Raw genomic sequence first — 23,411 nt, 5'->3', positions numbered from 1 at the left:
ATCTGCTAGCAATTAGGTGACGAGGCCACCCGATGGCGAGCAAAGCGTCGCTAATCGCCGAGGCATTAACCCCATCATCTCACTTGCTAGTTGGTCATATGTTTCTTGGCTCATGCCTATGGGATCCACAATATCGCCGTCTGGATCCAGAAGAATGATCTTCTGCATCAGATCATTGTGCCCACCAGCGAGTTGAATCGCGTTCGCTCGATGATCATTTGTCATACAGAGCACAATGCTTGCATTATGAATCATCTCTGAGGTGACCTGCTTCGATGCTCCCCGGTGTTCGATTTTTAACTTCTCAAGCGACTTGAGGGTTTCAGGGCTCACTGGGGAGCCCTCTGCGGCAAATAAGCCCGCAGAGGCAACAAATATGGCGTCAGGGTCGAGCCCCGTAGATGGACTTTCGACCCAATGGCGGGCGATCGCCTCAGCCATGGGGCTGCGGCAGGTATTACCAGTACATATAAACAAGATTGTCTGCATGTATCAGAAACTCTCCAGGCTCATTAAAGACACCATCCGCCGCGAGAGGATGATACTGTCATAAGCCGCTATGCGGGAATAGCCAATATGAGGCAATGGCCAAAGTCGCCAAATAGCCCGTGGTGGGACCCTAGCAAACGAGCTGCATGCAGTGTTATACTTCTCAGTTGAGCCATCGGCGATTGTTCTTCCAAACGTGGCTGAGCAGCGATGGAGATGAGCTTTGTGGAATGCGAGCCCTTCGCTTCTCACATCACTGATAACGATAGGGCATGACCCCGTAGGAGACATTGAGGTGGAATTCGTAAAGGATGCGGAGGTAAAAGGCCTCCTCAATGACTACGGAATTGTTGAGCTCAAAGAGACAGAAGATCTATTCCACCTTCGGATGGATGACTTGGATGGCGTCTCTCACTTACAAGTCGAAGACGAGAGTTCTGCCCTACCACCAATCGATGGCGGCGAAACATTAAAAGTTGATTCGGCTTTGTTACGCGACTGTGTTGATCGTGTATTCCATCGACTTCACTTGTACGAGCTCATACTCCTCCCTATGAGTAAATGGCGCAATGTCTTTGACGCCGTTGCCTTTAGCATGGCTTCTAATGATGACTGGCAAGAATTTGATCATTTCGCCACCGTTGAGCTAAACGCCCGCGATCCACTTTTTTGTGAGGCAGCGGATTTCCAATTGCTTTCAGCACTCGTGAACGCATTGTTGTCAGATGGAGAAGATTCCACTCACGGAATGACCATTGTCGCAACCGGTGCACCAGTCATGGCTCAAGTTCTGCCGCCAGGTGTGATTCGAGTCAGCACTGGAAACCAGGGCCTCGCCGAATCGATACGCGAAGCCTACAAAAGCTGATCAACCATCCCGCTGTGGGATTCGATAGATAAGCTAAAAAATAAACCTGCACATTAGCAGCTCTTTTTGACGTATTCTCACATATAGGAGTGCCTAAAGAATGCGGCTAATGATCGACGAACAAACCTTTGATATCGCAGAACGGTCTGTTCGTGCGGCTTTAAATCGAGCCGCAGAGATTGCCCAGGACCAGGGACGTGTCATCATTGAAGTCCATGTTGATGGAACGCGTTGGAGTGATACACAAATCACTTCCGCCGATATGGGGGGCCTTGAGGCTGAAACAGTCGCTCTCACAAGTGCAGCACCAAAAGAATTGGTTACCTCTACCCTTGGTGATGCACTACTCGCACTAGAAGAAATTGAAACCTTTCAATCCAAAGCTGCGGACGCGTTGGGGCGCGATGAGCTTGGAACAGCCATGGAATCCCTGGGCATTGCTCTGAAGTTGTGGACTGAGATCGAAAGGTCGGTCACACTTGGAGCCTCAATACTTGGCATTGATCTCAAAGTAGAGATCTCCAGTATTGGCTCAGGGGAAGACGCCGTCGAACAACTTAGCAAGTCCCTTAAATCACTCCGGGATGCAATTATCATTCGCAACCCAGTTGTACTGACTGATACACTGGCGTACGAAATGCCAGGTGTGGTCTCTCAGTGGCGGGGCCTTCTTCAAGGCCTACAAGAACGGTTGATTAGAGGAGAGAGCTAATGCCCGCCGCAAATGATAAACATGGAAAACTAGTCGCCATGGTTGCTCACGCTGCTGAGGCGGCTGAGCAAGGGCGGTTCTTTGAGGCGGAGCGCGAAGCAGACAAGGTGCTTCAAGTGGCTCGTGAGGCCAATGACTTCGAACTGATGAATCAGGCAATCGACCCGCTTTGTGCTGCCCGAATGGGTCGTCTTGCTGAAGCCGTCGATGTTGGACAAGTCACCATTAATGATCGGCCAGTCACTGAGGATTTAAGAGTCGCCCCTGGTGCGTACTTGATTCAACCACCGCAGGTTGGCATGGACGGTCGGAGATTGCGTTTGGCGTGCCTAGAGCATGAGGTTCCGGTGCTCGTGATATGCCGGGAGCCAATCACTCAGCTAAAAATGTGCCCAGTCGTTCTTATTGCGCCTGGGGCAACAATGCGAACCAAGATCGAACCTCCGGTTGATCTTAATGCCCCTGATTTAGCATGGATGCTCAATGCTCTTTCTGCAATTGGTGATTGGGCGGTTTCCAGCCTGGATGAGACCATGCCAGTTGAAAGGCGCATTAATGCACTTTGTGATCGTCTTTATGCTGTCCCTGAACACGAGGCCCTGCATCGGGCTCTCCAGGCCGCTTGCCAGGAAGCCTGCAGCAAGCCCGCGGCATAAGCCGACAACCACTAAAGCCACTGAGAGCGTCTATGCTCTCACAGCCGGATCAGTCATCAACCTTCAACCAACGGCGGTCTGCCGTTTCAAGAACTAAAAAGGCAACTCTCTCAATGGCCGTTGAAACATCAGTCTCAAGAATGCACACAGGTAGATCGATCGCATTGGCACTGATGTGCCTGGTATTCGGGCTCTGGGGACTGTATGACTACATGATCTCCATTCCTAATCAAGCGTGGCAAGCAAAAGTCAAGCATGTCGTGGGCATGGTCCAGCAATCACTTACTTCAACAGATCAAGAGCTGAATCAAGAAGCGCTGGCCGCCATCGATGAAATGTTAAAGGAACTCCAAGGAAGACTTAATAACGCCGTAAATAGCCTTTCCCAGAACAACAGTTCGCCCGAAGAATTACAAAAACGCCTCGTAGAAGAAGAGAACCGCGACATTCAACTTGTAATAATACTTAGTCAAAGCAAGGTGGTTTTAGAGAATCGCGAGGCGAACCCTGAACTCACCAGACTAGTTAATGAACGTATCAATAGTGAGCTGAGGGGGTTGGAAGAAGTGACGGCTCCTGGTAAGTTCGATAGCGCTATACAGTGGCTCTTTATTATCTGCCTACCTTTTACGGTTTACTTCTTGTGGCAGTGGCTCTCTATTCGAACGAATAAGTATGTGTTAGAAGATGATGGCTCGCTTCAGACACCCGAAGGTCACTTTTCTGCAGAAGAAATAATTGATATTGATATGAGTCGTTGGATGGCGAAGTCTGTTGCAACAGTCGTGATTGCCAATGAGCAGCGTATTAAACTCGATGCCTATATACATACCAATCTGGACAAAATCGTCGGCATCCTGGCGCACAAGTTCCATCCAGATAAATGGAAAGAAGACGCCAAACCTGTAAAGCCGATCCTGGAAAATAAAGATCCAGATGCCCCGACGGGCGACGCTGATGATGGCAAATAAGCGTGGCCGCGACCGGGCCTCGTCAAACTCTAGATAGGAGACCATTACTTTGAAATTCCTGATGAGTCTTTTTATCGCCTCTGTCGCCCTGGCTGGTTGCGGTAATTCTGCAGATCAATACCAGGCTATCGTGGACGAATACAAGAAAGTCTGCTGTATCGGAATGGATCCAAATGCCTCGATGACGGCACAAACGGAAGCATTGAGCCGACAACTGGAGCTCAATACCGTCTACCAGCAGGCGCTGTTGAGCCTCCCAGCCAAAGAGCAGCAGGCCCTCATGATGGCCTGGGCCAAGGCCATGGCCGAAGTAGCTGATGGCAATTGCCCCTGAAGCCCACATTGTGCTTTCTGATGACCCACCGCATCTTGCCATGACCCTCAATCTGAGCGTATGGTGGCTGTGCAACTATGCCACTTCTTGAAGTCAAAGACATCATCAAGTCATATGGCGGCCGCCGCGTCGTTGACAAAGTTTCGCTCCATGTTGGGGAGGGTGAGATTGTTGGTCTGCTTGGCCGTAATGGCGCAGGTAAAACCACCAGCTTCCGAATGGTCATTGGCATGATCACGCCAGAAGGTGGGCAGGTTACATTCCGCGATCAAGATGTCACGAATCTGCCCATGTACAAGCATGCACTTCAGGGCATGGGTTATCTCAGCCAAGAGCCCAGTGTCTTTCAACGTCTGACTGTTTCACAGAATCTACTAGCCATCTTACAAACACAGGGGTTGCCAAAGCGTGTTTGCCAAGAGAGAGCTGACGCATTGATGGATCAATTTGGCCTCATGCATAAGGCAGGTGACCTCGCTCGCACTTGCTCAGGTGGAGAGCGTCGTCGACTTGAAATTGCAAGAGCCTTGGTCACAAAGCCACGCCTGATACTCCTCGATGAGCCGTTTGCCGCAGTCGATCCACATACCGTCGAAGAACTTCAAAGCGAAGTAAGAAAACTCGTCAAGGTTGGAATCTCTGTACTGGTCACTGATCACAATGTGCAGCAAACACTACGAATATGTGATCGAGCCTACATTATTCATGAGGGCAAGAACCTCAAAGAGGGCAACCCAAAGACTATTATTAATGATCCCTCCGTACGGGAGGCCTACCTCGCCTCAACGTTCCGAGGTGATGAGTTCGATGACCATAGCCTTGAATAGATTTCGCCCCCAGATCTGCTACTCAATACGAAAGACTCTATTTTCCTACTGAGATCAATGACACTTCTCAGAAAACAATGAGCCTGGTTAGAATAATCACAATGAATTGTATTGATCGACTGTTATCCAAAGCTTGCCTTCAGACAATCGTTTGCACCTTTGTCATAGGGGCTTGCTTCTCAACGCTTGGCTGCGTTCGTCGCAAGCTCAATATCACTTCATCGCCGCCCGGCGCCTTGGTCTATCTCAATGATCGTGAAGTCGGGCGTACGCCAGTTGATGTTGATATTACTTACTACGGCACTTACGACGTCCGACTGCTTAAGAAGGGGTATGAGCCTCTTTCGACATCTGGCGATGCTCCCGGACCACTTTGGGATCTGCCGGGGCCAGACTTTATCGCTGAGTTACTACCAGTCAATCTCACGAGTGAAACAGACTGGCATTATGAGCTAGAGACAGAAGACAACGATGCAGATGCGCTGCTCAAGCGTGCTGAAGAACTGAGAAACTCTTTCCAAGAAGCTTTATCTGAAGAGGCAACAGATCCCGCTAAGCCGATCTCGGATATCCACAAAGAAGATCAACCACCTGCAGGATTGCAGATGATTGATTTAGCTGAGCCAGATGGAGAAGCGATTCAACCGGCTCAAGATAATGGTGCCGAGGAGACCACACCGTGAATCAAGGTGGATTGTTAGGTGCAAATCGACCGCCACGCCAGTATGACGCTCGGCGATGGGGCTATGCATGTGTCATTCTCGTCATCGCCCTTGTCATCTTTGTGTGGGGATGGAATACCGAGAAGAGTAATACGACACATCTCAGGCAATTCGTTTATGGACTCTGCAATGAAGTCGCCCAGGGCAATACCAACTCGCCAGCCCTCATGGGCGCCGCTGATCCAATTCGCCAAGAACTTCAGGATGCCTTGTCCGGAATGGTACAAGATTGGGGCGATATTCAAGACGCCATTGAGGTTGATATCGCACTCTCCAATAACAACGCTGGTTTTGCTGGCTCACACTCCGCCATGATCTTTATTGACGGAGAACCACGGATGATGCTTACACTCGAACTCAATGAAGGACAGGGTATTCCAAGGATCGTTGGCTATGAAGACGTTGGTTCAGGGCGCGAATGAAGATTTGGCTTAATGGAAGCATGATGGATGCGGCCGATGCCCGCATCTCCGTCTTAGATGCAGGCACTCAACATGGTGTCGGTCTCTTTGAGACAATGCGCGCGAGTCGCGGAGAGATCCTACAGATGCGCCCGCATATGGAACGCCTCCGCAACTCTGCGCTTGAGCTACAACTCACAGAATCGCTCAATGTCGAGGCCCTCTGTGAGGCATTAATGCAGCTATTGACTGCCAACGAACTTGAAGACGCAAGACTTCGGCTTACGTTAACTGGTGGGGATCTTCCCGGACTTCAAGCGTATAACAATGCGCCGCGTCATCCCAACATTTTTATCGTGTCGCAGCCACCAACTCGATATCCCGACGAGTTCTTTGACAAAGGCATCATCGCCTGCATTGCCGATGGACGGCTGAACCCATTAGATCCTCATGCTGGGCATAAAACCCTAAACTACTGGTCACGCATCCGAGCGCTCCAGCAGGCAGGTACCAGTGGGGCGGGCGAGGCGCTTTGGTTCTCTGTATCTAACCATTTGTGCAGCGGTTCCGTAAGCAATATCTTCGTGGTCAGTAATGGTTCTCTATTAACCCCTATTGCTCATGGTGAAGAAGAGGGCGGGGCATTGCCAAGCCCTGTGCTCCCAGGAACTGTCCGGCAGTTTGTCATTGATCAAGCAGATATTGCTGGAATTGGCACCAATCGAAAGATGCTTGATATTGATGACATGCTTGATGCCGATGAAGTGTTCTTAACCAATTCAAGTTGGGGCATCTTGCCGTTGGTTGGCGTTGAAAAAGAACCAATCTCAGATGGCCTTGTTGGCACAGTCACGAAACAGCTACGCGATCGCTGGGTAGCGTTTCTTGATTCTGGCGGGGCTCTGGAGAATGCAGATTAAGAGCCCGTCTGATCACCCGAAGATCGATTGATAACTCTTACATTCTCCCGGCCGTCGGCACTGCCTGAGAACATCCGCTTGGTGCCATTGATACAAATCGTCACCAAGCTCAGCAGCATGAAAACCAAAGCTGCTGCGAATATCGCAAATAGCAATAGGGCTAAAATAGGCAGCCCAATCACAACCAAAAAGACCAGTAACGCGACGCGAAGCGCCAGATTGGGTTGCTGGGCGGCTGTGCGATAGACCTGGAAGACGCGTGCGGTCGATTCCGCTGCCGTCGGGCGTACTCTATTGGTGTCGGCCATGGTGGTGATTCTACGAGGAATACTCAGTACACGTTCGCTAGGGCTGATATTTCAGTTCTTAAGATGCCTTGATAGGTTCTGAATCGCTTGTCTACTCGTGACAAAAAGCCCGAAACTCAACTTTTGAGAGATACTATGTTGGTTCCGGGCGGCCACCGCGATAGCCGCTATTCCAACTTGATATGCCATTGGGGCCGCTTATGCCGTCGGAAAAAAATCCTGCTTCCCCGCAATCAGTCGAATCAGGCTTTGTACACCTCCACCTTCACAGTGAGTACTCACTGTTAGATGGCGGCAACCGTATCTCACGACTTTTGGATCATGTTAAGAAGTCAGGAATGGATGCGGTGGCTTTGACTGATCATGGCAACCTCCATGGCGCGATCGAGTTTTATCAGAAGGCGCGCGAAAGAGGGCTTCGGCCAATTATGGGCATCGAAGCATACGTCGCAGTTGGCAGCCGAACCGATCGTAGCCCTGGTGGAATCGCAGATGGTGGCTTCCACCTTGTGCTACTTGCAGAAAATAACACTGGCTGGAAGAACCTCATGCGTTTGTCCTCCGACGCATTTCTCAATGGGTTCTATTACAAGCCGCGCATGGACCACTCAACCCTCGAGAGTTTGAATGAGGGAATCATTGCAATCAATGGTCATCTAGGTAGCTCACTGGCGTACCATCTCTTGAAGTTTGCAACAACAGGGCAAACTCATCATTGGGATAGTGCGATCGAAGAGGCCAAGTGGCATGCTGCGACTTTCGCACCCACAAAAACCGGCGAACCTCGCTTCTTTGTTGAAGTGCAGAGAACGGAGGTCGGTGAACAAGACCTCATCAATCCGCTTTTGATCCAACTCGCTAAAGAGCTCAACCTTCCAGTGATTGGTGACAACGATGCGCACTATCTCACCAGAGAAGACTACGACATGCACGACAGTCTCTGCTGCATCGCCATGGGAAAGATGAAGAGTGACACCAGTCGTATCAGGTACTCGCGTGAGCTGTACGTCAAAACACCCCAAGAGATGCGCAAGGTCTTCAAAGATCTACCTGAAGCGATGGACAATACTGTGTCGATCGCCCGTCGATGTAATGTTGATATCGATTTTGAAGCGAACCATGCACCGATTGTTCGAGTCGATGGCCCAGCCAAACCACCGGAGTATTCTGGGGGAGACCTGACAGAGTGGTATAACGCTTACTGCCGAAAGTTTGAACTCAAGCCCTTCGATGGCAACCACGCGAATGCAGACAGCGAACAAGACGTGCGCGATGCTTGTGATCTTGCGCTTCGCAATCTTGGAGAAGCGGGGCTCATCTGGCGGTATGGTGCCGAAGGCATCACACCCGAGATCCGTGAACGGTTTGACCGTGAGTTAAAAGTTCTTTCCGACAAGGGTATCAGCGCCTACTTTTTGATCTGCTGGGATTTTGTGAACTGGGCAAGACAACAGGGCATACCTGCCTCTGCTCGTGGCTCAGGCGTAGGCACCATGATTGGTTATACCTTGGCACTCTCAAATGCTTGCCCTGTTCAGTATGGCTTGCTGTTTGAACGTTTCACAGATCCAGACCGTACCGAGTACCCCGACATCGACATTGACATCTGCCAAGATGGGCGGGCGGCGGTCATTGACTATGTGCGAAAGAAGTATGGGCATGTTGCCCAGATCATCACTTTTGGTCGCCTCAAAGCACGCGCCGCGCTTAAGGATGTAGCACGCGTTTCAGGATGGCTTCCCGCCGATGGGCAGAGGCTCGCAAATCTTGTCCCCAATGAACTCAACATTACGCTTGATCAAGCGATCAAAAAATCGCCCGATCTTAAGACTGAGTATGAATCGAATCCCAGCGCAAGAGGGATCCTAGATACCGCTCAGCAGTTGGAAAATCATGCGCGCCATGCTGGCATACATGCTGCAGGTGTGGTGATTGCAACGCAGCCATTGGAGACGATTGTTCCGCTTTGCCGCGCCTCTGGATCTGAAGACGCCGTCACCCAGTGGGATGGGCCAACCTGTGAGCATATGGGCCTGCTCAAGATGGATTTCTTGGGGCTGCGCACACTTTCAACAATTGAACGAGCCAAGTCACTGATTCGTGAAGAGCTGGCCGATGACATTATCTGGCAAGCCACCGGTCGCACAGATCGCAAGGGTCCCCATCCGCTGGACTTTGATCACATGAGTTTTGAAGATCATCGCGTCTTAGATGTATTCAGGCGTGGTGATACCAGTGGCGTATTTCAATTTGAGTCTGGTGGAATGCGGCGCCTCCTTCAAGAAATGAAGCCAGACCGCTTCGAAGATCTTATTGCAGCCAATGCGCTTTACCGTCCAGGTCCAATGGACTTGATCCCTGACTATTGCAATCGCAAACATGGGAAACAAAAAGTCCCCACAATCCATGAGATCGTCGACAAATTTACAGCTGAAACATACGGGATCATGGTCTACCAAGAGCAGGTTATGCAGATCCTACATGAACTCGGTGGCGTACCACTGCGTGCTGCTTACACCGTTATTAAGGCAATCAGTAAAAAGAAACATGCCACGATTGATGCTGAGCGAGCAAAGTTTATCAATGGGGCGAAGGAAAAAGGTCTAGAGCCAAAGTCCTCCGGTGACCTCTTTGATCTCATTCTTAAGTTCGCCGGCTATGGATTCAATAAATCGCACTCAACAAGTTACGCGATCATTGCATATCAAACTGCTTTCTTGAAGACTTATTTCCCAAGCCAATATATGGCTGCCTTACTGACCTTCGAAAGCGCCGCAAGGAAAACCGAAGATTGGGCGCCTTACCTTGAAGAATGCAAACACACACAATTCCCCGATCACACCAAAGAGAAGCCACATATCGGTGTCATGGTGTTGCCCCCAGACCTTAATCAATCTCTTGCCCGATTTGCTGTTACATTCGAGGAAGGTGAGCCAAGAGATCACCTTCACGGTCGTGTACGTTTTGGTATTGGCGCGATCAAGAATGTTGGCGCAGCTGCAATCAATCACATTATCAAAGAACGAGCAGCGCACGGTTCATATCAATCACTCTTTGACTTGTGTACACGCGCAGATCCACGCGTGGTGACCAAATCAACGATTGAGGCAATGATAAAAGCGGGCTGCCTCGACTCAATTCATGGGACAGAAACGCGCGCCGCCATGTTGGCAGCGCTGGACGATGCGGTCTCAGCCGGACAAGAAGCCGCCGCTGATCGTCGGAATGGTCAGATGTCAATTTTCGGCGGGGGCGATGAAGGGGCCGAAGATCCAAATGCTGATGAACGCCCCCTTCCCGATGTACAGCCATGGACACGCATTGAAGCGCTTGGATATGAACGGGAGTTCCTCGGATTTCACCTATCTGGACATCCTCTTGATATCTACAAGACCACCATTGAACACTATTGCAATGCTGCAACGAGTGACTTGGCATCATTGCAAAATGGAGAGCCAATTACCATTGCTGGCATGCTGACACGCGTCCGCACACTTGTCACAAAAAGTGGGCGTAGCGCGGGCCAGAAGATGGCCATCCTGGGCATTCAAGATAAAGTTGGCCTTTGTGAGGGCGTCGTCTTCTCTGCACCATACCGAGACTTTGGTGAACTACTTCAGGTTGATGCCCTACTTGTTCTTCAGGGTAAGGTTGATCTGGAGAGGGGAGAGCCACAAGTCATTGTTGATCACGTGTACCCCATCGAGCGGGCGCCGCTCTATCTGACGCAGCATATTGAAATTGATTTCATCTCAGCCGCGGATTCCGATGTCTTGGAAAGATCAATGCGATCAGTCGCTGACTTGATTAAGCGATCCAATGGCCACCGGGAAGGTTCGCCGGTTGACGTGTTCCTTAAAATTGAAGCCGAAGGGCAACATGTCGTACTTCGCTCAGATAGCATGCGCGCTGTCGCTGACGAGTCGCTCATACGAAGTATTGGTGGCATCATTGGCCATGAGAATGTGCGTGCGGTCGCTGGTCGCCACACGCGCTCTTCATAGCGCCTGTGACTTCTCTTTAAGCCGCCATTCCACCTTGCCAACCCTCTTGCTCATTATCGAAGTCAATTTCATCGCTTTTCGCTTGCTCGGGCCATTCTGAACCACGGTGATGAACACGCACAATACGCTCCAGATGGTTCGCAAAGATTTCGCGAATCAACTCCAACGTGCCAGATAGTTCGGGGTCAAATGGTGTTTCTCTACTTCGGAAGAGAATGACAACAGCCATGCATCCCTGTCGAGTACGACAAGAGAAGGCCATAAACTGCGATTCAAACAGAGCCCGCTCCTTGATCTTGAGCCCTTCAAGCAGCTCCTCGGCATCCTCAAAGAGAACAATATCCTCTTCCTTTGCGAGTTTCGGGCAGATGACTTCTGCATAAGCTTGAAGAAGCGAATCTGCGCTTTCGCGAGGACAGTCCAGATTGGCGTAAGCGCCCAGGCCATAATGGCCATCGCCTTCAGGCAGAAAAACCGCGCCGTTGGTTGGCCCAATCTTTGATATGAGATAAGACAATGTTGTTCGAAGGGCTTCTTCAACATCAAGATCCTGACGCAGAAGTGTTCGATATTCCGAAGCTGTGACGGCGTCTTGTACTTGCTGATCAACATTCGCATATGCTGCTGCAAGCTCTTGACAGAGACCTTCAACTTGCTCAGCAACTTCATGGCGAGCAGCTTGAAGCTCACGGCAAACGCTTCGAAGTCGCGAAAGACTCTGTTCTCGTTGCCGCTCGCGACGCGTCTTTATAAGTGCTTTTTCAACACAATCGAAGACATCATTCTTTTCAGCCTCGTGGAACAGCACATCAATTGCACCCATACGTGTTGCATTGACAACAAGGCTCCAGTTCGACTTTGAAGTCATCACAATGATCTTTGTCGCAGGCGCAAGTTTCTTGGCAACCCCAAGGAAGTCTAGATCTTTCTCTTTGGTACCACTTGGTGCATAAAGCAATAATTCAAACTCATCTGCTTCAAGAAGCTGCTGCGCCTCATGATCTGATGATGTATGAACGCAGCGATGAGGGCTATCCTGCAGTAGGCCGCGCATCGCTTCCAAGTCGCTTTGCGAACAACCATAAACAAGAATTGATCCTGGCCCTGCTGGGGGCTCAGATTCCCTTAAGACGCGTGAGATTTCATTATCAAGAGACTGCATATTCCGGTCCTCCCCGGCTTCAGAACTTTGTATTTCTCTAACCTTGCCACCAACTCGACACATTGCACGAACGCTATCAATCACCTAGAAGCTCATTAACACAGATGATGAGTCTTTCCGTGCTAAATGGAGTCTGTATAAAACCATCAACTCCACATTTCCCACTTTCTTTCACATCGTTCGGTAGCACCTTGCTCATTACTAGAACTTTGGGATCCTCACAACTTGATGAAGATTTGATCCGCCCACAGAGCTCTACCGCGTCTCCAACCTTGATGGAGCCACCAAGAACAACGATGTGAGGCTGGAATTGTTGGCTCATAACGCCAGCATCAAACTCAGAGTTGACTGCTTGAACTTCGAGTCCGGCCTCATTCGTTAATGCGGTTACAACGGGTCCCACCTCGTTTGAGTCGGGTTCAACCACCAAGACTCGTCTGCCTTGATCTAACAGCATGGTGGTTGGAATGCCGTTTTCTTGCATAAAATTGACAAGATCGGCTCTTGGAATTCTGCGGAAACGAGAGCCCGGAACGCGAAAGCCGCCAAGCCGCCCGTTGTCAAAACAGCGGATAATTGTTTGTTGTGAGAGATTACAAATACCCGCCACTTCACCTGTTGTGAAAACCTTTTTGGCTAACCCATCCCCAGAAACATCCACACGACTCATTTCATTGCTCCTTGAATCGACGACTCTACGAAGTCGGCATAAGACCCGACTGATACAGAACAGCAGAGTTGCCGCATTGAATACAGTTTGCCTAACTTGCCTGACCTACCGATCGGGGAATAGTGGGCCTCACTTCAGGTTGAGGCGGGATCTGCTTGCACGCACAGACGGAATGATTGGAACCCCCCAAGATACGGAGCAAAAAACAGTGTTGTTATTGGACTTGCCAACGGAAACCAGAGCGAGTCACCTACTCAACGTTGATTGAATAGTCGAACGGCTTCTGGCTCTCTTGGGTAGAGCGGCTGCAACTGATCAGGTGTCAGATACTGATCCTGGCTCAACATCTGCTGTCCCACTAGCAAACAACTCGCCGCATCGAACTTCGGCTCCAACACTTCAACGCCTTGGGCTGCAGCCTGGTTTCGAATGGCCTCTGGAAGATACGCGTCTGCAACGAGGTATTGCATCCCGTTAAGTACGAACGAGTCAATAGAGACGAGGCCCCCAGGCTCACGGCAAACCCACATTCCATCTTGGGTTTGAAGTGTCGTTGCCCAGAGAGTCTCTCCTTTACATGCCAATGCAACGAGGATCGGCCCATTGCTCTTAATAGACTGGGCTGCAACCAGCGCCGAAGGGACGCCTATTAATTTAACGCCAAGTGAGACACCAAGCATCTTGGCTGCAGCGATCGAAATCCGCAATCCAGTAAAGCCTCCGGGACCAATCGAAACCGCCACTGAAGTCAGGTCTGAGGGCTGCATTTTTAAACCAGATAAGAGACGAGCAATTGCTGGAAGAAGATCATCATCACTTCGACGATCGCTGCAAACCTTCTCCACCGTGGGTGGCCCACCTCCAGTTGTTATTGCTACAGAAGCTGATCTTTGGGAACACTCAATAGCTAACATGGTTTGCATCATTTCAATAGCCTCGGTCTATCAGTGAAGCAATTTGAATTGATTGCATCACGGCTTTTGATGCACTGGGAACATCTGACAAATCAATCACAACAGCCGCGCCTTGGGCATGATCAGAGTTGAGCATGAGTAAGTGCTCTCCAACTGCTTCGGCACCAGAGTCCACTTTAGCGTGGCCAATACAGAGCAGCTCAACACCAAAACGTTCTCGCATCATTTCAATTTGAGCTTCACTCTGAGTACGTCCCCAAACCATTTGATAGGCTGCCCCTCCTGGGCCGGTGCGATCTATCATTGTCATCGGCCTCTCTAATACAGAGAAGTCGAAGCGTTCTATGACACGTGCCGGTGGCAATGAGTGGCTGCACCAAACACCTTTATCTGTAAGTAGGACTAATGGAAGTGATTCTATAAATCTGCCTATTGCATCGGCAACGTTTACCCAAGCATCGCCATATACGAACATAAGACCATCGTTGAATTGTTCAACGTTATTGCCCGAGCCGCGGCCGACAGATGTGGCCATTAACTGAGATAACTCGTGATTTGCAAGAATCAGATGCACTTGTCCTGGCCATGTTGCTACAAGTTCGGCAACCTTCGCTAAGGCACGGTGACTGAGATCCACATTATTAACCAAGGGTTGTCCATGAATCACTTCTTGCAGCAGGAGGTGATTGTTGGGTGAGGCGTCTAAACTTGCGAGTTTGACCAGCGCGTCGAGATGTGGTGTATTCCCGTGTAAATCACCGGTCACAACCAATTGCCCATTTGCGGGAAGACGTAATGTTGAACCACGCCTATATGGGGATGATTCGATAACACACGCACTGCGGTCGAACAATTCCGCGACCTGCTGGTGATCTTGAAGATTGATTGACTTGTTCACTACCTAAGAGGATACGGTGATGAGGCACTGTGCGTTGCATCAGTGCCTCATCATCATTGGTCTCAGGTCGTCTCAGGAACACAGAAATCGTCGTCTTTCCCTTCGCCACAAGCGGCTCAGGCAGGTATCACCTGGGTCTCCCCTCCTTAGCCGGCCCCAATACAAGCAGCAACAATTCCAAAAAGAAACTCCCTGGCCCATGAGCGAAAACCTGTCCAGAGCTGCTTGGTAAATCAACTCCCTCTCTTTTCTCATGACGAGAAAACAGCGAACGAAGAAAGTGATCCTTCTTCAGTCATTCTTTCTCGTCTTTGAGAAACCACATCATTAGCAAGCAGGTCTTAAGTTCCCGACCATATCTACTGAATATTGACTCATGAGAAGGCTAATGCAAATGAAGCTATGCGAAAACGCACTTCTTCTTTGTGGGCTTGATGCCAAACGATCCCTAAACACTTGTGGTTAGCGACGTTCAAAGATTGCTGTTGATTGGCCGAGAGCAATATCTTTTCTAAGCATGCCGATTTCTGTAATTCTCTGCCATGCACTGCTGGCTGTTTCAGGGGAGTACTCAATACCAATCGACCTGCGTCCATGTGCTCGAGCCACCGTAAGCGTGGTGCCACTACCGAGAAATGGGTCCAGTACAAGATCGCCCGGATTGCTACAAGCGAGAATCACCCGTTCTAGATAGACCTCAGGTATTTGGTTCTGATGCTGAGGTCGCCGTTCCTTATTATTGCCTTGGATGCGCCCCCAATACTTTCCGTACCACACATCCATTGGAACACGCATGCCCTGGTTCTTTGTTTTAGCCATGGTTCGCTTATCGCCATAAATGGCTGCGCGATCAGACTGCTCCAAAACAGCGTCTCCATTCCAAGTACGTTTCTTGCGATCCTTGGAAAAATAGAGTGCGTGCACCTTACTATTAATAAATCCGCCCTCACGGTGCTGCCCAAATCGGAAGTGCCAGATACACCAATTGATCATGTGCATGCCGCGTTGCTTAAGGTGCATGACAATTTCCGCCGCTGAGTCATCTGGAATATTGACCCAGATTGATCCATTTGGCGCAAGCACTTCAAGACAACCATCAAGCCATTCTCTCGTGAAGTCTTCGTAATCCTCGCGCGGCATAGAGTCATCCCATTGTTCATAGGCAACTGACCAGTTGAAAGGTGGATCAGCAAATATGAGATCTACCTGACCCCGCTCGGGAAGAGAACGCAGCACATTTCGACAGTCGCCAATGTAGGCCTGTGTCTCTGGCTGAGAGGCTTCATAAACAGCCGCGACATCCCGTTTTGGATCATCATTAAGTGGCATTGAGGATTGTGAGGCGTTGCTATCTGACATATGCGACTAAGACCTTACATCACCTTGTTCACACCGGTCGTTGAGGGACAAGTTGCCCCGAACCCCAAACATTATTGGGTGCCAAAGATCCGATCTCCTGCATCGCCTAAGCCGGGCAGAATATAAGCTCGATCACTGAGCTCGCGGTCTAAGCTTGCTGTAAATATTGTGACCTCTGGGTGTTCAGCTGCCATCACCGCCACACCTTCCGGAGCAGCAACAAGACAGACCATACCTATTTGCTTGCAGCCCGCTTTGCGTAAACGACTTGCCACATATGTTGCAGATCCACCTGTCGCTAACATTGGATCAACGATGAGTACGGGTCCAGCGGATATATCGCCCGGGAACTTCTCGTAATACGCGACTGGTGTATGTCGCTCCTCATCACGATACACACCTATATGGCCAACACGAGCCTCTGGCATGAGCGCCAAAATACCATCGGTCATACCAATTCCGGCCCGCAGAATGGGCACAAGTGTCACGGGCTTACTTAGTATCTTCCCTTGCGTGACTTCAAGTGGCGTTTCAATTTCTACTGACGATGTTTCAAGCCCTTCGCTCACAGAGTAGACCATCAGTCCTGCGATCTGATCCAGGAGTCTGCGAAAGTCATCTGAAGACGTGCGCTTGTCACGTAAGCGTCCCAGTTTCACCGAAATCAGTGGATGCTCTACGACACGTAAGTTGGGATGCTCTGGATGACTGTTGGACATAAGCACAGTCTAACCTCCAAAGCGATGCTGGCTTTATCACCGCTCTGTGGCCGTCAGACCAGATATCTATCAGGTATCTCGACTGCCTAAATCGCGCCTCACCATATTGACATCGAACGGCGAGAAGCCATGCTCATCAAACAGGACGATTTCATTTGGCGCTTCTGGAAGCACCCACGATTCAGGAATGCTTAAGAGGCCTTGGCCTTTGGTGTTGTCCCCGTCTGCCGTTGCATTGAAGTATCGCCCCACATTATTCCCATTAAAGTAAAGTTGGCCTTTACTCATACTGCTGACATCGCACCAAAGTGGCTGCGAAGATCGAGAGATCGAAGCTCCATCAAATTCAGTGCGCCACCAACAAGGTGTGCCTTTCTTTTCTTTCGCTTCCTTTGTGCTCACCTCATCGAAAGATTTAGTAGAGGGCTTCTCCCACCTTGCGAATCCCCAACTCACATTACTTATTGTGTTAACACACTCAAGAATACGTAATGCCTTAACAATCTGCTCTGGATGTTCTTGACCGGGATTTGGTGCAAAGCGAAGTGTATTTTTGCCACGCTTCATAATATCTGTGCGCTCTAGCGATATGACAACCCGCTTATTTTTGATGCCTCGCTCACCTGAATAGTAGATCAGTGGCTCATCGTTCAGTAAGAAACAACCCGCAATGGAGCAGTCTCTAATATCCAAAATCAACGGCGATTTCTTGGCATGATCAATTGTCCAAGTGAACTGCGTGGGCTGACTTTGTTCCCCGCCACCAAGCCCAAAAACATTTGGCTGCATCGCGAATGGACTTATAGGATCCGCCTCTATTGTGCGGTGTTTCACACCAGCCAAATTCTTAACTTCATAGAGCTCACTGCCAACACCCTTGACCTCATGCAAATCACTCCCGCTATCGAGTCGGCCTAGATTGTCCGCCAACACAACCAGTGTGTGCTTGCCCGCAGAGAGTTTCAGATCAAATTGGCCCTCAAGAGCGCCAGGACCAACACCGCTGATGTGATGAAACGATCCATCCAGGTACCAGGCAAGCCGATCGCCTCCTAGAGGAAGCAAGCACTTTTTCTTTTGGTCCGTCTTACTACGTAGCTCAATGCGATACCAGCCATAACCCTCAGGGGAACCACATGACATCAGAGAGCTTGGCCCGTCAAGAGATGCGAATCGTGGGGATGTTCCGCTGACTAATTCGTCTTGTGAACAAGCCAGCCAGTTCTTTGCTTTAATTGATCGAGAAGCTCTTTTGTTTTGACGTTGCCCTGGTAGCACGGTTGACTCTTGGCTAGACAACACCCTTACTTCTTTGCACTCATCTGCTAAGTAAGGCGTTCCATCAAGGCTGGTCCATGAGGCGCCGTAATACAGTTTTTCCCCATGAGTCAAACAGGCATCGACTTGTTTCTGATTGCACAAGACGACCGTGACACCTTCGTGATCGATAACCAATGGTTCTTTGCCTTTGGGTACAACCGCCTGTAGTGGTCGGCCGTTAATAGACAGGTGTGCAGCAGATCCAGCCGCACCAAAAAACACGGCGACCTTTCGATCAACGACCGTCAATGGACAGACGTTTCCATAATCTAATCGACCCGCTCCACACAGATCAACGTCAAGTAGATACCAACCAACGAGTTGATCACCTAAATCAATTGGTATCTCAATGCCATCAGGTAAAAGGAGTTGACTCTTTGCTTTGAGGCCATCGGCGAATGCAAACACAACTGAACCGCTGCCACCGGTTTGCGTAACAACCGAGGACACGCTCCCGTTCTTCTTTGAATACTGATTTGGTTTTACTCGGACAGTGCTAACCACTGGCTGAAAGTTGGGATCAAGATGACTGAACACATGCCCGAAACTCGATGAGAACGTCGTGATTCGCCGAATGATAGACAACCCTTCGGTTGGGATACCCGCTTCACCAACCAACGGCCCATCTACCGCTGCGGTTGCAACAAATCGATCTTCGCCGCCTGCAAGCCTTCCTGCGAGAAAGCCAAAATTAGTCCCACCATTAACATTGTCAAGGACAAACTGGCCTCCAGCAGCAAGGACTTCCGCAATCTGCCGCTGCATCTCTAAACCACCAGATTTTACTTCTGTTGATTCAGTCAAGAGTGCAGTGTTAGCCAAAGGCAACGAGCTTACGAGTCTTGGCGCCTCTGGTTGCAACATACGAAGTTGTCGCAAGTCACTAAGTTGTTGCCCTTGGCTTCGCCAAGTGTGCACCGACCCATGATCGGGCGCCCACAGATCGTTGGCATTGGTAAAGGGAATCGTGATACCACTTTCACGTAAGAACCGAGAAAGCTCACCTATGTACCGAGTCGACTCTTCCTCATTCGAACATTCCCACGCATTTTCAATTTGCATGGCAACAATGGGGCCACCTTTCGTCATCTGCAGATCTAAAATCTGTGAGATTAAGCGGCTGAGATATTTCGTGGCGTGTTGCATAAAAAGGCCGGTGCCACTGCGCAACAGAACATCGTCTTCAAGCGTGAGCCAATAAGGCAAACCACCGCCGTCAAAACTGCGGCCAACAGATGGTCCCACTTGCAACAAGACGTTGAGCCCACATTCTGCTGCCAGCGAACAGAAGTGCCCAACATCCGCTGAGTCCTTGAAGTTAAATTTACCTTTTCTCGGCTCGTGTAACAGCCAAGGGCTGGCGGTCTGAATCGTGTTAAACCCCGCCTCTTTGATGATGTGCAACCGCTCTGCCCACGCACTGGCTGGTATGCGAGCGTAGTCCAGTTGAGCCCCCACCAACCACAATCTGCGTCCATCAACCGAGAAACTTTGCCCACTTGTACTAAAAACGGCCATAAAACATCCCTTATTTGGGCCATCAGGGGGCCCGGGTTTCACACGCTGAGGCCCTCTTTATACGATGGTGAGCCTCATGAGTTTGCAATTACCCAACCTTGATTTGATCCAGCTAGGCAATACGAACCAGCTGAATCTGCCCCAACGCGCCATAACCAGTGCCAGAGGCATTACTTTCGGCACATTGGGCATCCTTTTATTCGGACTCATACCATTTGGATGCCAAGCGCCTTTGGCACAAATTGACCAACAAGTTGATCAACTGGTGGCTGAGCACTCTGCACAGATGACCCCACCGAATGCCAAGCCCGTCATCACCGTCCCGCCACCCAATGAATCTAGTTGGCTAGAAGCGCAGGACATCTACGATCGAACACCAGATACAAACAACCCGAGCGCCAACGAACTGATTTACGTGCCAACCGCTGCCGCTGATGCGCAGGCCGTTTCAGACAGGTTGCAGGCGGTCTACGCCATTCCACCCGACGCTGCTCGCTTTGATCTCCAAGCAGCACTTCAGTACGCCACCCGCAACAGTCGAGAATACGCGTACAGCCAAGAAGATTATCTCATCGCATGCCTTGATCTTTTGATAGAGATGCATCGTTGGGATCCACAGTTCTTTGACACGCTTCGATCTACATTAAACAGCAACAGTGATGGCGGCTTCTACGACACCTCACTGAATCTCGTCAATGAGTTCAGAGTCTCACAACTTCTTCCGTATGGAGGATCAATTGCAGCCGAAGTTCTTGCTGAGGCGAGTGAAGATCTGCATAAGAGAGTCAACGATAGTAATTATGCAACGCCCGAGCTTTATCTCAGAGCAGAGATACCACTACTTCGTGGCGCCGGTCTGTACGCACAGCGTGAACTCATACAGCAACAGCGAAACGTGGTCTACGCTGCACGTGCCTTTGAAACATTCCGCAGAGCGTTTCTGGTAACCATTTCCAGTGATTACCTTGATCTTGTCGTGCAACAACAACTCTTGACGAACCGGCAAAGGGCAATCGCACAACTTGAACGAGTCGCAACTCAAGAACGAGCTTTGTACGAAGCTGGCCGCAAGAGACTTTATGATGTCACGCTCGCAGAAAATGCGGTGCTTCAATCGATCGATACATACAACCGGAATCGAGAGGCGCTGCAGCTCGCCATCGATAAGTTTAAGGTAAAGATAAACTACCCCGTTGAGGAGCCACTGGTCATCATCACCTCGGTTATTGGCCTGACACCGCCGAACTCCGATATGACTTCTGCAGTCACATCTGCAATGGCTTTAAGGCTCGATTTACAAACCGAACGCAACAAGCTTGCTGATCTTGTCCGTGATGTCGAAAACGCAAGGAATCAGATTCTTGGAGATCTGAACCTGACCGGCCTGGCATCCTTTAACTCACAAGGTGAGCTGACTTCTGAGGCACTTGAAGACCAGTTTAGTGAGCCTGAATTCCAAGTTGGAATTTCATATGGAGTGCCCCTAAACAGAAAAATAGAGAGGCTGCGTTTGCGACGAAATCAGGTCAGTCTTGAAAGAGGCCGCCTGAAGTACTCACAGTTCAGAGATACCATCGCGATTGAGACGCGAAACCGTGTGCGCGATATTGATGTAGCTCGATTCAATCTTGATCTGCAGGAGCAAAATGTTGTCATCGCCGAGATTGGTGTTCAATCTCTTGAAGCTCAGCCTGAACGCATTACGATCCTGGATCTTCTCAAAGCAATTGAAGACCTGCGCAGAGCCCGTGATGGTCGTGACTCAGCAAGACGAGATCTCGAGGTCTCAATCTTGCAATACCTTCGAGATTCTGGGCAACTGCGGGTCAAGACAGATGGTTCGATCGACCCCCTAGAGGGTATGATTGTTGTCCCAGAGACCAGCCCCCGAACCAAGAACCCGCGTAAAATGGGCCCATAAAGTATTTTGGTTGGGTTTATTAAGCCCTTTGTCTCCTCAGAGGTCCAATATCTACTTGTCATCAGTTGCCTATGGATAGAGTCTCTTTGGCGACATACCATAGGACTCTCTAGTGAACCAAAATGAATATAAAAAGTGCTCCGCCCTTCGTGGAGCTCATAACGGATCTATGAATACGACACGATCACAACCTCGTCGCCTTGGACAAATTGCACCACTCATGTTGGGTGGCGTCGCTGCTGTGGGCCTTGGCTTGGCTGTCATTCTTGGCGTGAGCCTTGGTGGAAGTGATGTTGCTGAAGCGTCCACCGCTGAATTGTTTACTGTTGATCGTGGTGGATTTGAGATTACTGTTCCATGCTCTGGCGAACTCGCCGCAATGAAACAGATCGAGATTTATAACACACTTGAAGGTCGCGCCGTCATCTCAGAGATTGTTGATGAAGGCACAATCGTCCAGGAGGGGCAAGTGTTGCTTCGCTTCGATGATGGAGCCGTAAGAGATAACATCAAGAAGCTAGAGGAAGAAGTTTCGCGCGCCGACAATGCGTTGGATGCTGCAAAGGCTGCTTGGGAAATACAAAAGCAAACACAGGCTTCAGAAGTCGCAGAGCGGCAAGTTACGATTGACCTCACTGAGATAGCGCTCGAAGCATGGCTCGAGGGACACGATATTTCCAAGAAACAAGAATTGGAAATGGGTATCCAGACGGCAGAGAAAGACCATGACCGGTTAGCTCAGCGATTTGAACACTCACAAACCCTAAAAGAGAAGGACTTCATCAATAATGAAGAGCTTCTCAAGGATGAGATTGCGTATCTCAACGCACAAGTAGCGCTCAAGACAGCAAGACTTAATCGGACTATCTATCTGGAATACACGCGGGAGCAGGAGCTCAAGAAATTGAGCTCGGATGTCACCCAAGCAACAGCTGAGTCTGGCCGCGCTCAAATGAGGCTCGACGCGTCTGTTCGCGCCAAAATGAGTGATGTTGAACTTGCTACCCAGCAAGTCAGCTCCACAAACGAACGATTAGAAAAATTGCAAGACCAACTAAGCCGTTGCACGGTAACAGCCCCTGCAAGTGGGTTGGTGGTTTATGCCAGTAGTCTTGAATCAATGGGCTGGCGTGACCGAGACAATCCGCCTTCGGTTGGCACTGAGTTAAATCGCAACCAACCCGTCATTGTCCTGCCTGACACCTCACAGATGATTGCTGAGGTCAAAGTCAATGAGGCCCTCAGTGGCATGATCGAATCAGGACAGCCAGTCATGGTGTCTTCCGATGCCTTGCCAGATCAGGTTGTCCATGGCGAGGTACTTCAGGTTGGCGTACTTGCAGAGGGTGGTGGCTGGCGTGATCCCAACCGCCGCGACTACACCGTAAAAGTGAAACTGCATAAGGCGGAAGGCCTTGGCCTTAAGCCCTCAATGAGATGCAAAGCTGAGATCGTTGTTGCTGCAGTAGAAGATGTGCTTTACATACCCATACCCGCCATTCACAGAAGTGGGGCGGTGATTTACACGTATGTGCTGGAACCAGACGGCTTCCATCAGCGAGCGATCAAGCTTGGCCAAGTCTCAGACCTTTACGCTGAAATACTGGATGGCCTCGAGCCAGGTGGCGTGGTCCTGCTTCGGAAGCCCGCCCCATCAGAGATCGCCGTACGGATCGAAGATCGTTCTTGACCACGCGGCCCATTCGATCAAAACTTGT

Annotated in this window: 21 protein-coding genes; 12 read left to right on the top strand and 9 right to left on the bottom strand. The window is 50.1% G+C overall.

What is annotated here, in order from left to right:
* Positions 1 to 12: 12 nt before the first annotated feature.
* Positions 13 to 489, bottom strand: coding sequence for a hypothetical protein (locus P8J86_05385; protein ID MDG2054123.1), 477 nt, complete (start codon positions 487 to 489; stop codon positions 13 to 15).
* Positions 490 to 784: 295 nt separating this feature from the next.
* Here P8J86_05385 and P8J86_05380 point away from each other — a divergent pair, with 295 nt between their 5' ends.
* From P8J86_05380 to P8J86_05340, 9 genes are all read left to right on the top strand, one after another.
* Positions 785 to 1,357: a hypothetical protein gene (locus tag P8J86_05380; protein ID MDG2054122.1), complete on the top strand. Its 573-nt coding sequence runs from the start codon at positions 785 to 787 to the stop codon at positions 1,355 to 1,357.
* Between the two features lie 100 nt (positions 1,358 to 1,457).
* Positions 1,458 to 2,069 (top strand): hypothetical protein, encoded by a 612-nt coding sequence (locus tag P8J86_05375; protein ID MDG2054121.1) that lies wholly within the window; start codon positions 1,458 to 1,460, stop codon positions 2,067 to 2,069.
* Positions 2,069 to 2,725 (top strand): hypothetical protein, encoded by a 657-nt coding sequence (locus tag P8J86_05370; GenBank protein MDG2054120.1) that lies wholly within the window; start codon positions 2,069 to 2,071, stop codon positions 2,723 to 2,725. Before P8J86_05375 ends, P8J86_05370 begins: the two co-directional genes overlap by 1 nt.
* A gap of 113 nt (positions 2,726 to 2,838) precedes the next feature.
* Positions 2,839 to 3,696 (top strand): hypothetical protein, encoded by an 858-nt coding sequence (locus P8J86_05365; protein MDG2054119.1) that lies wholly within the window; start codon positions 2,839 to 2,841, stop codon positions 3,694 to 3,696.
* A gap of 61 nt (positions 3,697 to 3,757) precedes the next feature.
* Entirely contained in the window at positions 3,758 to 4,030 is a 273-nt protein-coding gene (locus P8J86_05360) for a hypothetical protein (protein MDG2054118.1), read from the top strand.
* Between the two features lie 77 nt (positions 4,031 to 4,107).
* Entirely contained in the window at positions 4,108 to 4,857 is a 750-nt protein-coding gene (gene lptB / locus P8J86_05355) for an LPS export ABC transporter ATP-binding protein (protein MDG2054117.1), read from the top strand.
* Between the two features lie 101 nt (positions 4,858 to 4,958).
* On the top strand, positions 4,959 to 5,540 hold the full coding sequence (locus P8J86_05350) for a PEGA domain-containing protein (GenBank protein ID MDG2054116.1): 582 nt from the start codon (positions 4,959 to 4,961) through the stop codon (positions 5,538 to 5,540).
* Positions 5,537 to 6,001, top strand: a complete 465-nt coding sequence (locus P8J86_05345) for a hypothetical protein (GenBank protein ID MDG2054115.1) — start codon at positions 5,537 to 5,539, stop codon at positions 5,999 to 6,001. Before P8J86_05350 ends, P8J86_05345 begins: the two co-directional genes overlap by 4 nt.
* The gene (locus P8J86_05340; protein ID MDG2054114.1) at positions 5,998 to 6,900 is read left to right on the top strand and encodes an aminotransferase class IV; all 903 of its coding nucleotides are present in this window, start codon (positions 5,998 to 6,000) and stop codon (positions 6,898 to 6,900) included. Before P8J86_05345 ends, P8J86_05340 begins: the two co-directional genes overlap by 4 nt.
* On the opposite strand, the gene P8J86_05335 is transcribed toward P8J86_05340, so the two are convergent.
* Positions 6,897 to 7,208, bottom strand: coding sequence for a hypothetical protein (locus P8J86_05335; GenBank protein MDG2054113.1), 312 nt, complete (start codon positions 7,206 to 7,208; stop codon positions 6,897 to 6,899). The genes P8J86_05340 and P8J86_05335 overlap by 4 nt on opposite strands.
* A 200-nt stretch (positions 7,209 to 7,408) precedes the next feature.
* Here P8J86_05335 and dnaE point away from each other — a divergent pair, with 200 nt between their 5' ends.
* Positions 7,409 to 11,212 (top strand): DNA polymerase III subunit alpha, encoded by a 3,804-nt coding sequence (gene dnaE / locus P8J86_05330; GenBank protein MDG2054112.1) that lies wholly within the window; start codon positions 7,409 to 7,411, stop codon positions 11,210 to 11,212.
* A 16-nt stretch (positions 11,213 to 11,228) separates the two neighbouring features.
* Here the strand turns inward: dnaE and P8J86_05325 are convergent, their stop codons facing one another.
* The 7 genes from P8J86_05325 to P8J86_05295 form a co-directional block, all read right to left on the bottom strand.
* Positions 11,229 to 12,374: a hypothetical protein gene (locus P8J86_05325; GenBank protein ID MDG2054111.1), complete on the bottom strand. Its 1,146-nt coding sequence runs from the start codon at positions 12,372 to 12,374 to the stop codon at positions 11,229 to 11,231.
* A gap of 76 nt (positions 12,375 to 12,450) precedes the next feature.
* On the bottom strand, positions 12,451 to 13,044 hold the full coding sequence (locus tag P8J86_05320) for a helix-turn-helix domain-containing protein (protein MDG2054110.1): 594 nt from the start codon (positions 13,042 to 13,044) through the stop codon (positions 12,451 to 12,453).
* 254 nt (positions 13,045 to 13,298) lie between these two features.
* Positions 13,299 to 13,970 carry a tRNA (adenosine(37)-N6)-threonylcarbamoyltransferase complex dimerization subunit type 1 TsaB gene (gene tsaB / locus P8J86_05315; protein MDG2054109.1) on the bottom strand — a complete coding sequence of 224 codons (672 nt, stop codon included), beginning with the start codon at positions 13,968 to 13,970 and terminating at the stop codon, positions 13,299 to 13,301.
* A gap of 1 nt (position 13,971) precedes the next feature.
* Entirely contained in the window at positions 13,972 to 14,856 is an 885-nt protein-coding gene (locus tag P8J86_05310) for a metallophosphoesterase (GenBank protein MDG2054108.1), read from the bottom strand.
* A gap of 462 nt (positions 14,857 to 15,318) precedes the next feature.
* Positions 15,319 to 16,215 (bottom strand): DNA methyltransferase, encoded by an 897-nt coding sequence (locus P8J86_05305; GenBank protein MDG2054107.1) that lies wholly within the window; start codon positions 16,213 to 16,215, stop codon positions 15,319 to 15,321.
* Between the two features lie 71 nt (positions 16,216 to 16,286).
* A complete protein-coding gene (gene upp, locus P8J86_05300; GenBank protein ID MDG2054106.1) occupies positions 16,287 to 16,934 on the bottom strand; it encodes a uracil phosphoribosyltransferase in 648 nt (215 codons plus the stop codon).
* A 69-nt stretch (positions 16,935 to 17,003) separates the two neighbouring features.
* Positions 17,004 to 19,772: a beta-galactosidase gene (locus tag P8J86_05295; protein ID MDG2054105.1), complete on the bottom strand. Its 2,769-nt coding sequence runs from the start codon at positions 19,770 to 19,772 to the stop codon at positions 17,004 to 17,006.
* A gap of 76 nt (positions 19,773 to 19,848) precedes the next feature.
* On the opposite strand from P8J86_05295, the gene P8J86_05290 reads away from it, so the two are divergent.
* A complete protein-coding gene (locus P8J86_05290; GenBank protein MDG2054104.1) occupies positions 19,849 to 21,693 on the top strand; it encodes a TolC family protein in 1,845 nt (614 codons plus the stop codon).
* 169 nt (positions 21,694 to 21,862) lie between these two features.
* Entirely contained in the window at positions 21,863 to 23,383 is a 1,521-nt protein-coding gene (locus P8J86_05285; GenBank protein ID MDG2054103.1) for an HlyD family efflux transporter periplasmic adaptor subunit, read from the top strand.
* The last annotated feature ends 28 nt before the right edge of the window (positions 23,384 to 23,411 follow it).

The sequence above is a fragment of the Phycisphaerales bacterium genome, from assembly GCA_029268515.1.
Classification (GTDB): Bacteria; Planctomycetota; Phycisphaerae; order Phycisphaerales; family SM1A02; genus JAQWNP01.
This window is presented reverse-complemented; position numbering and strand designations above follow the sequence as displayed.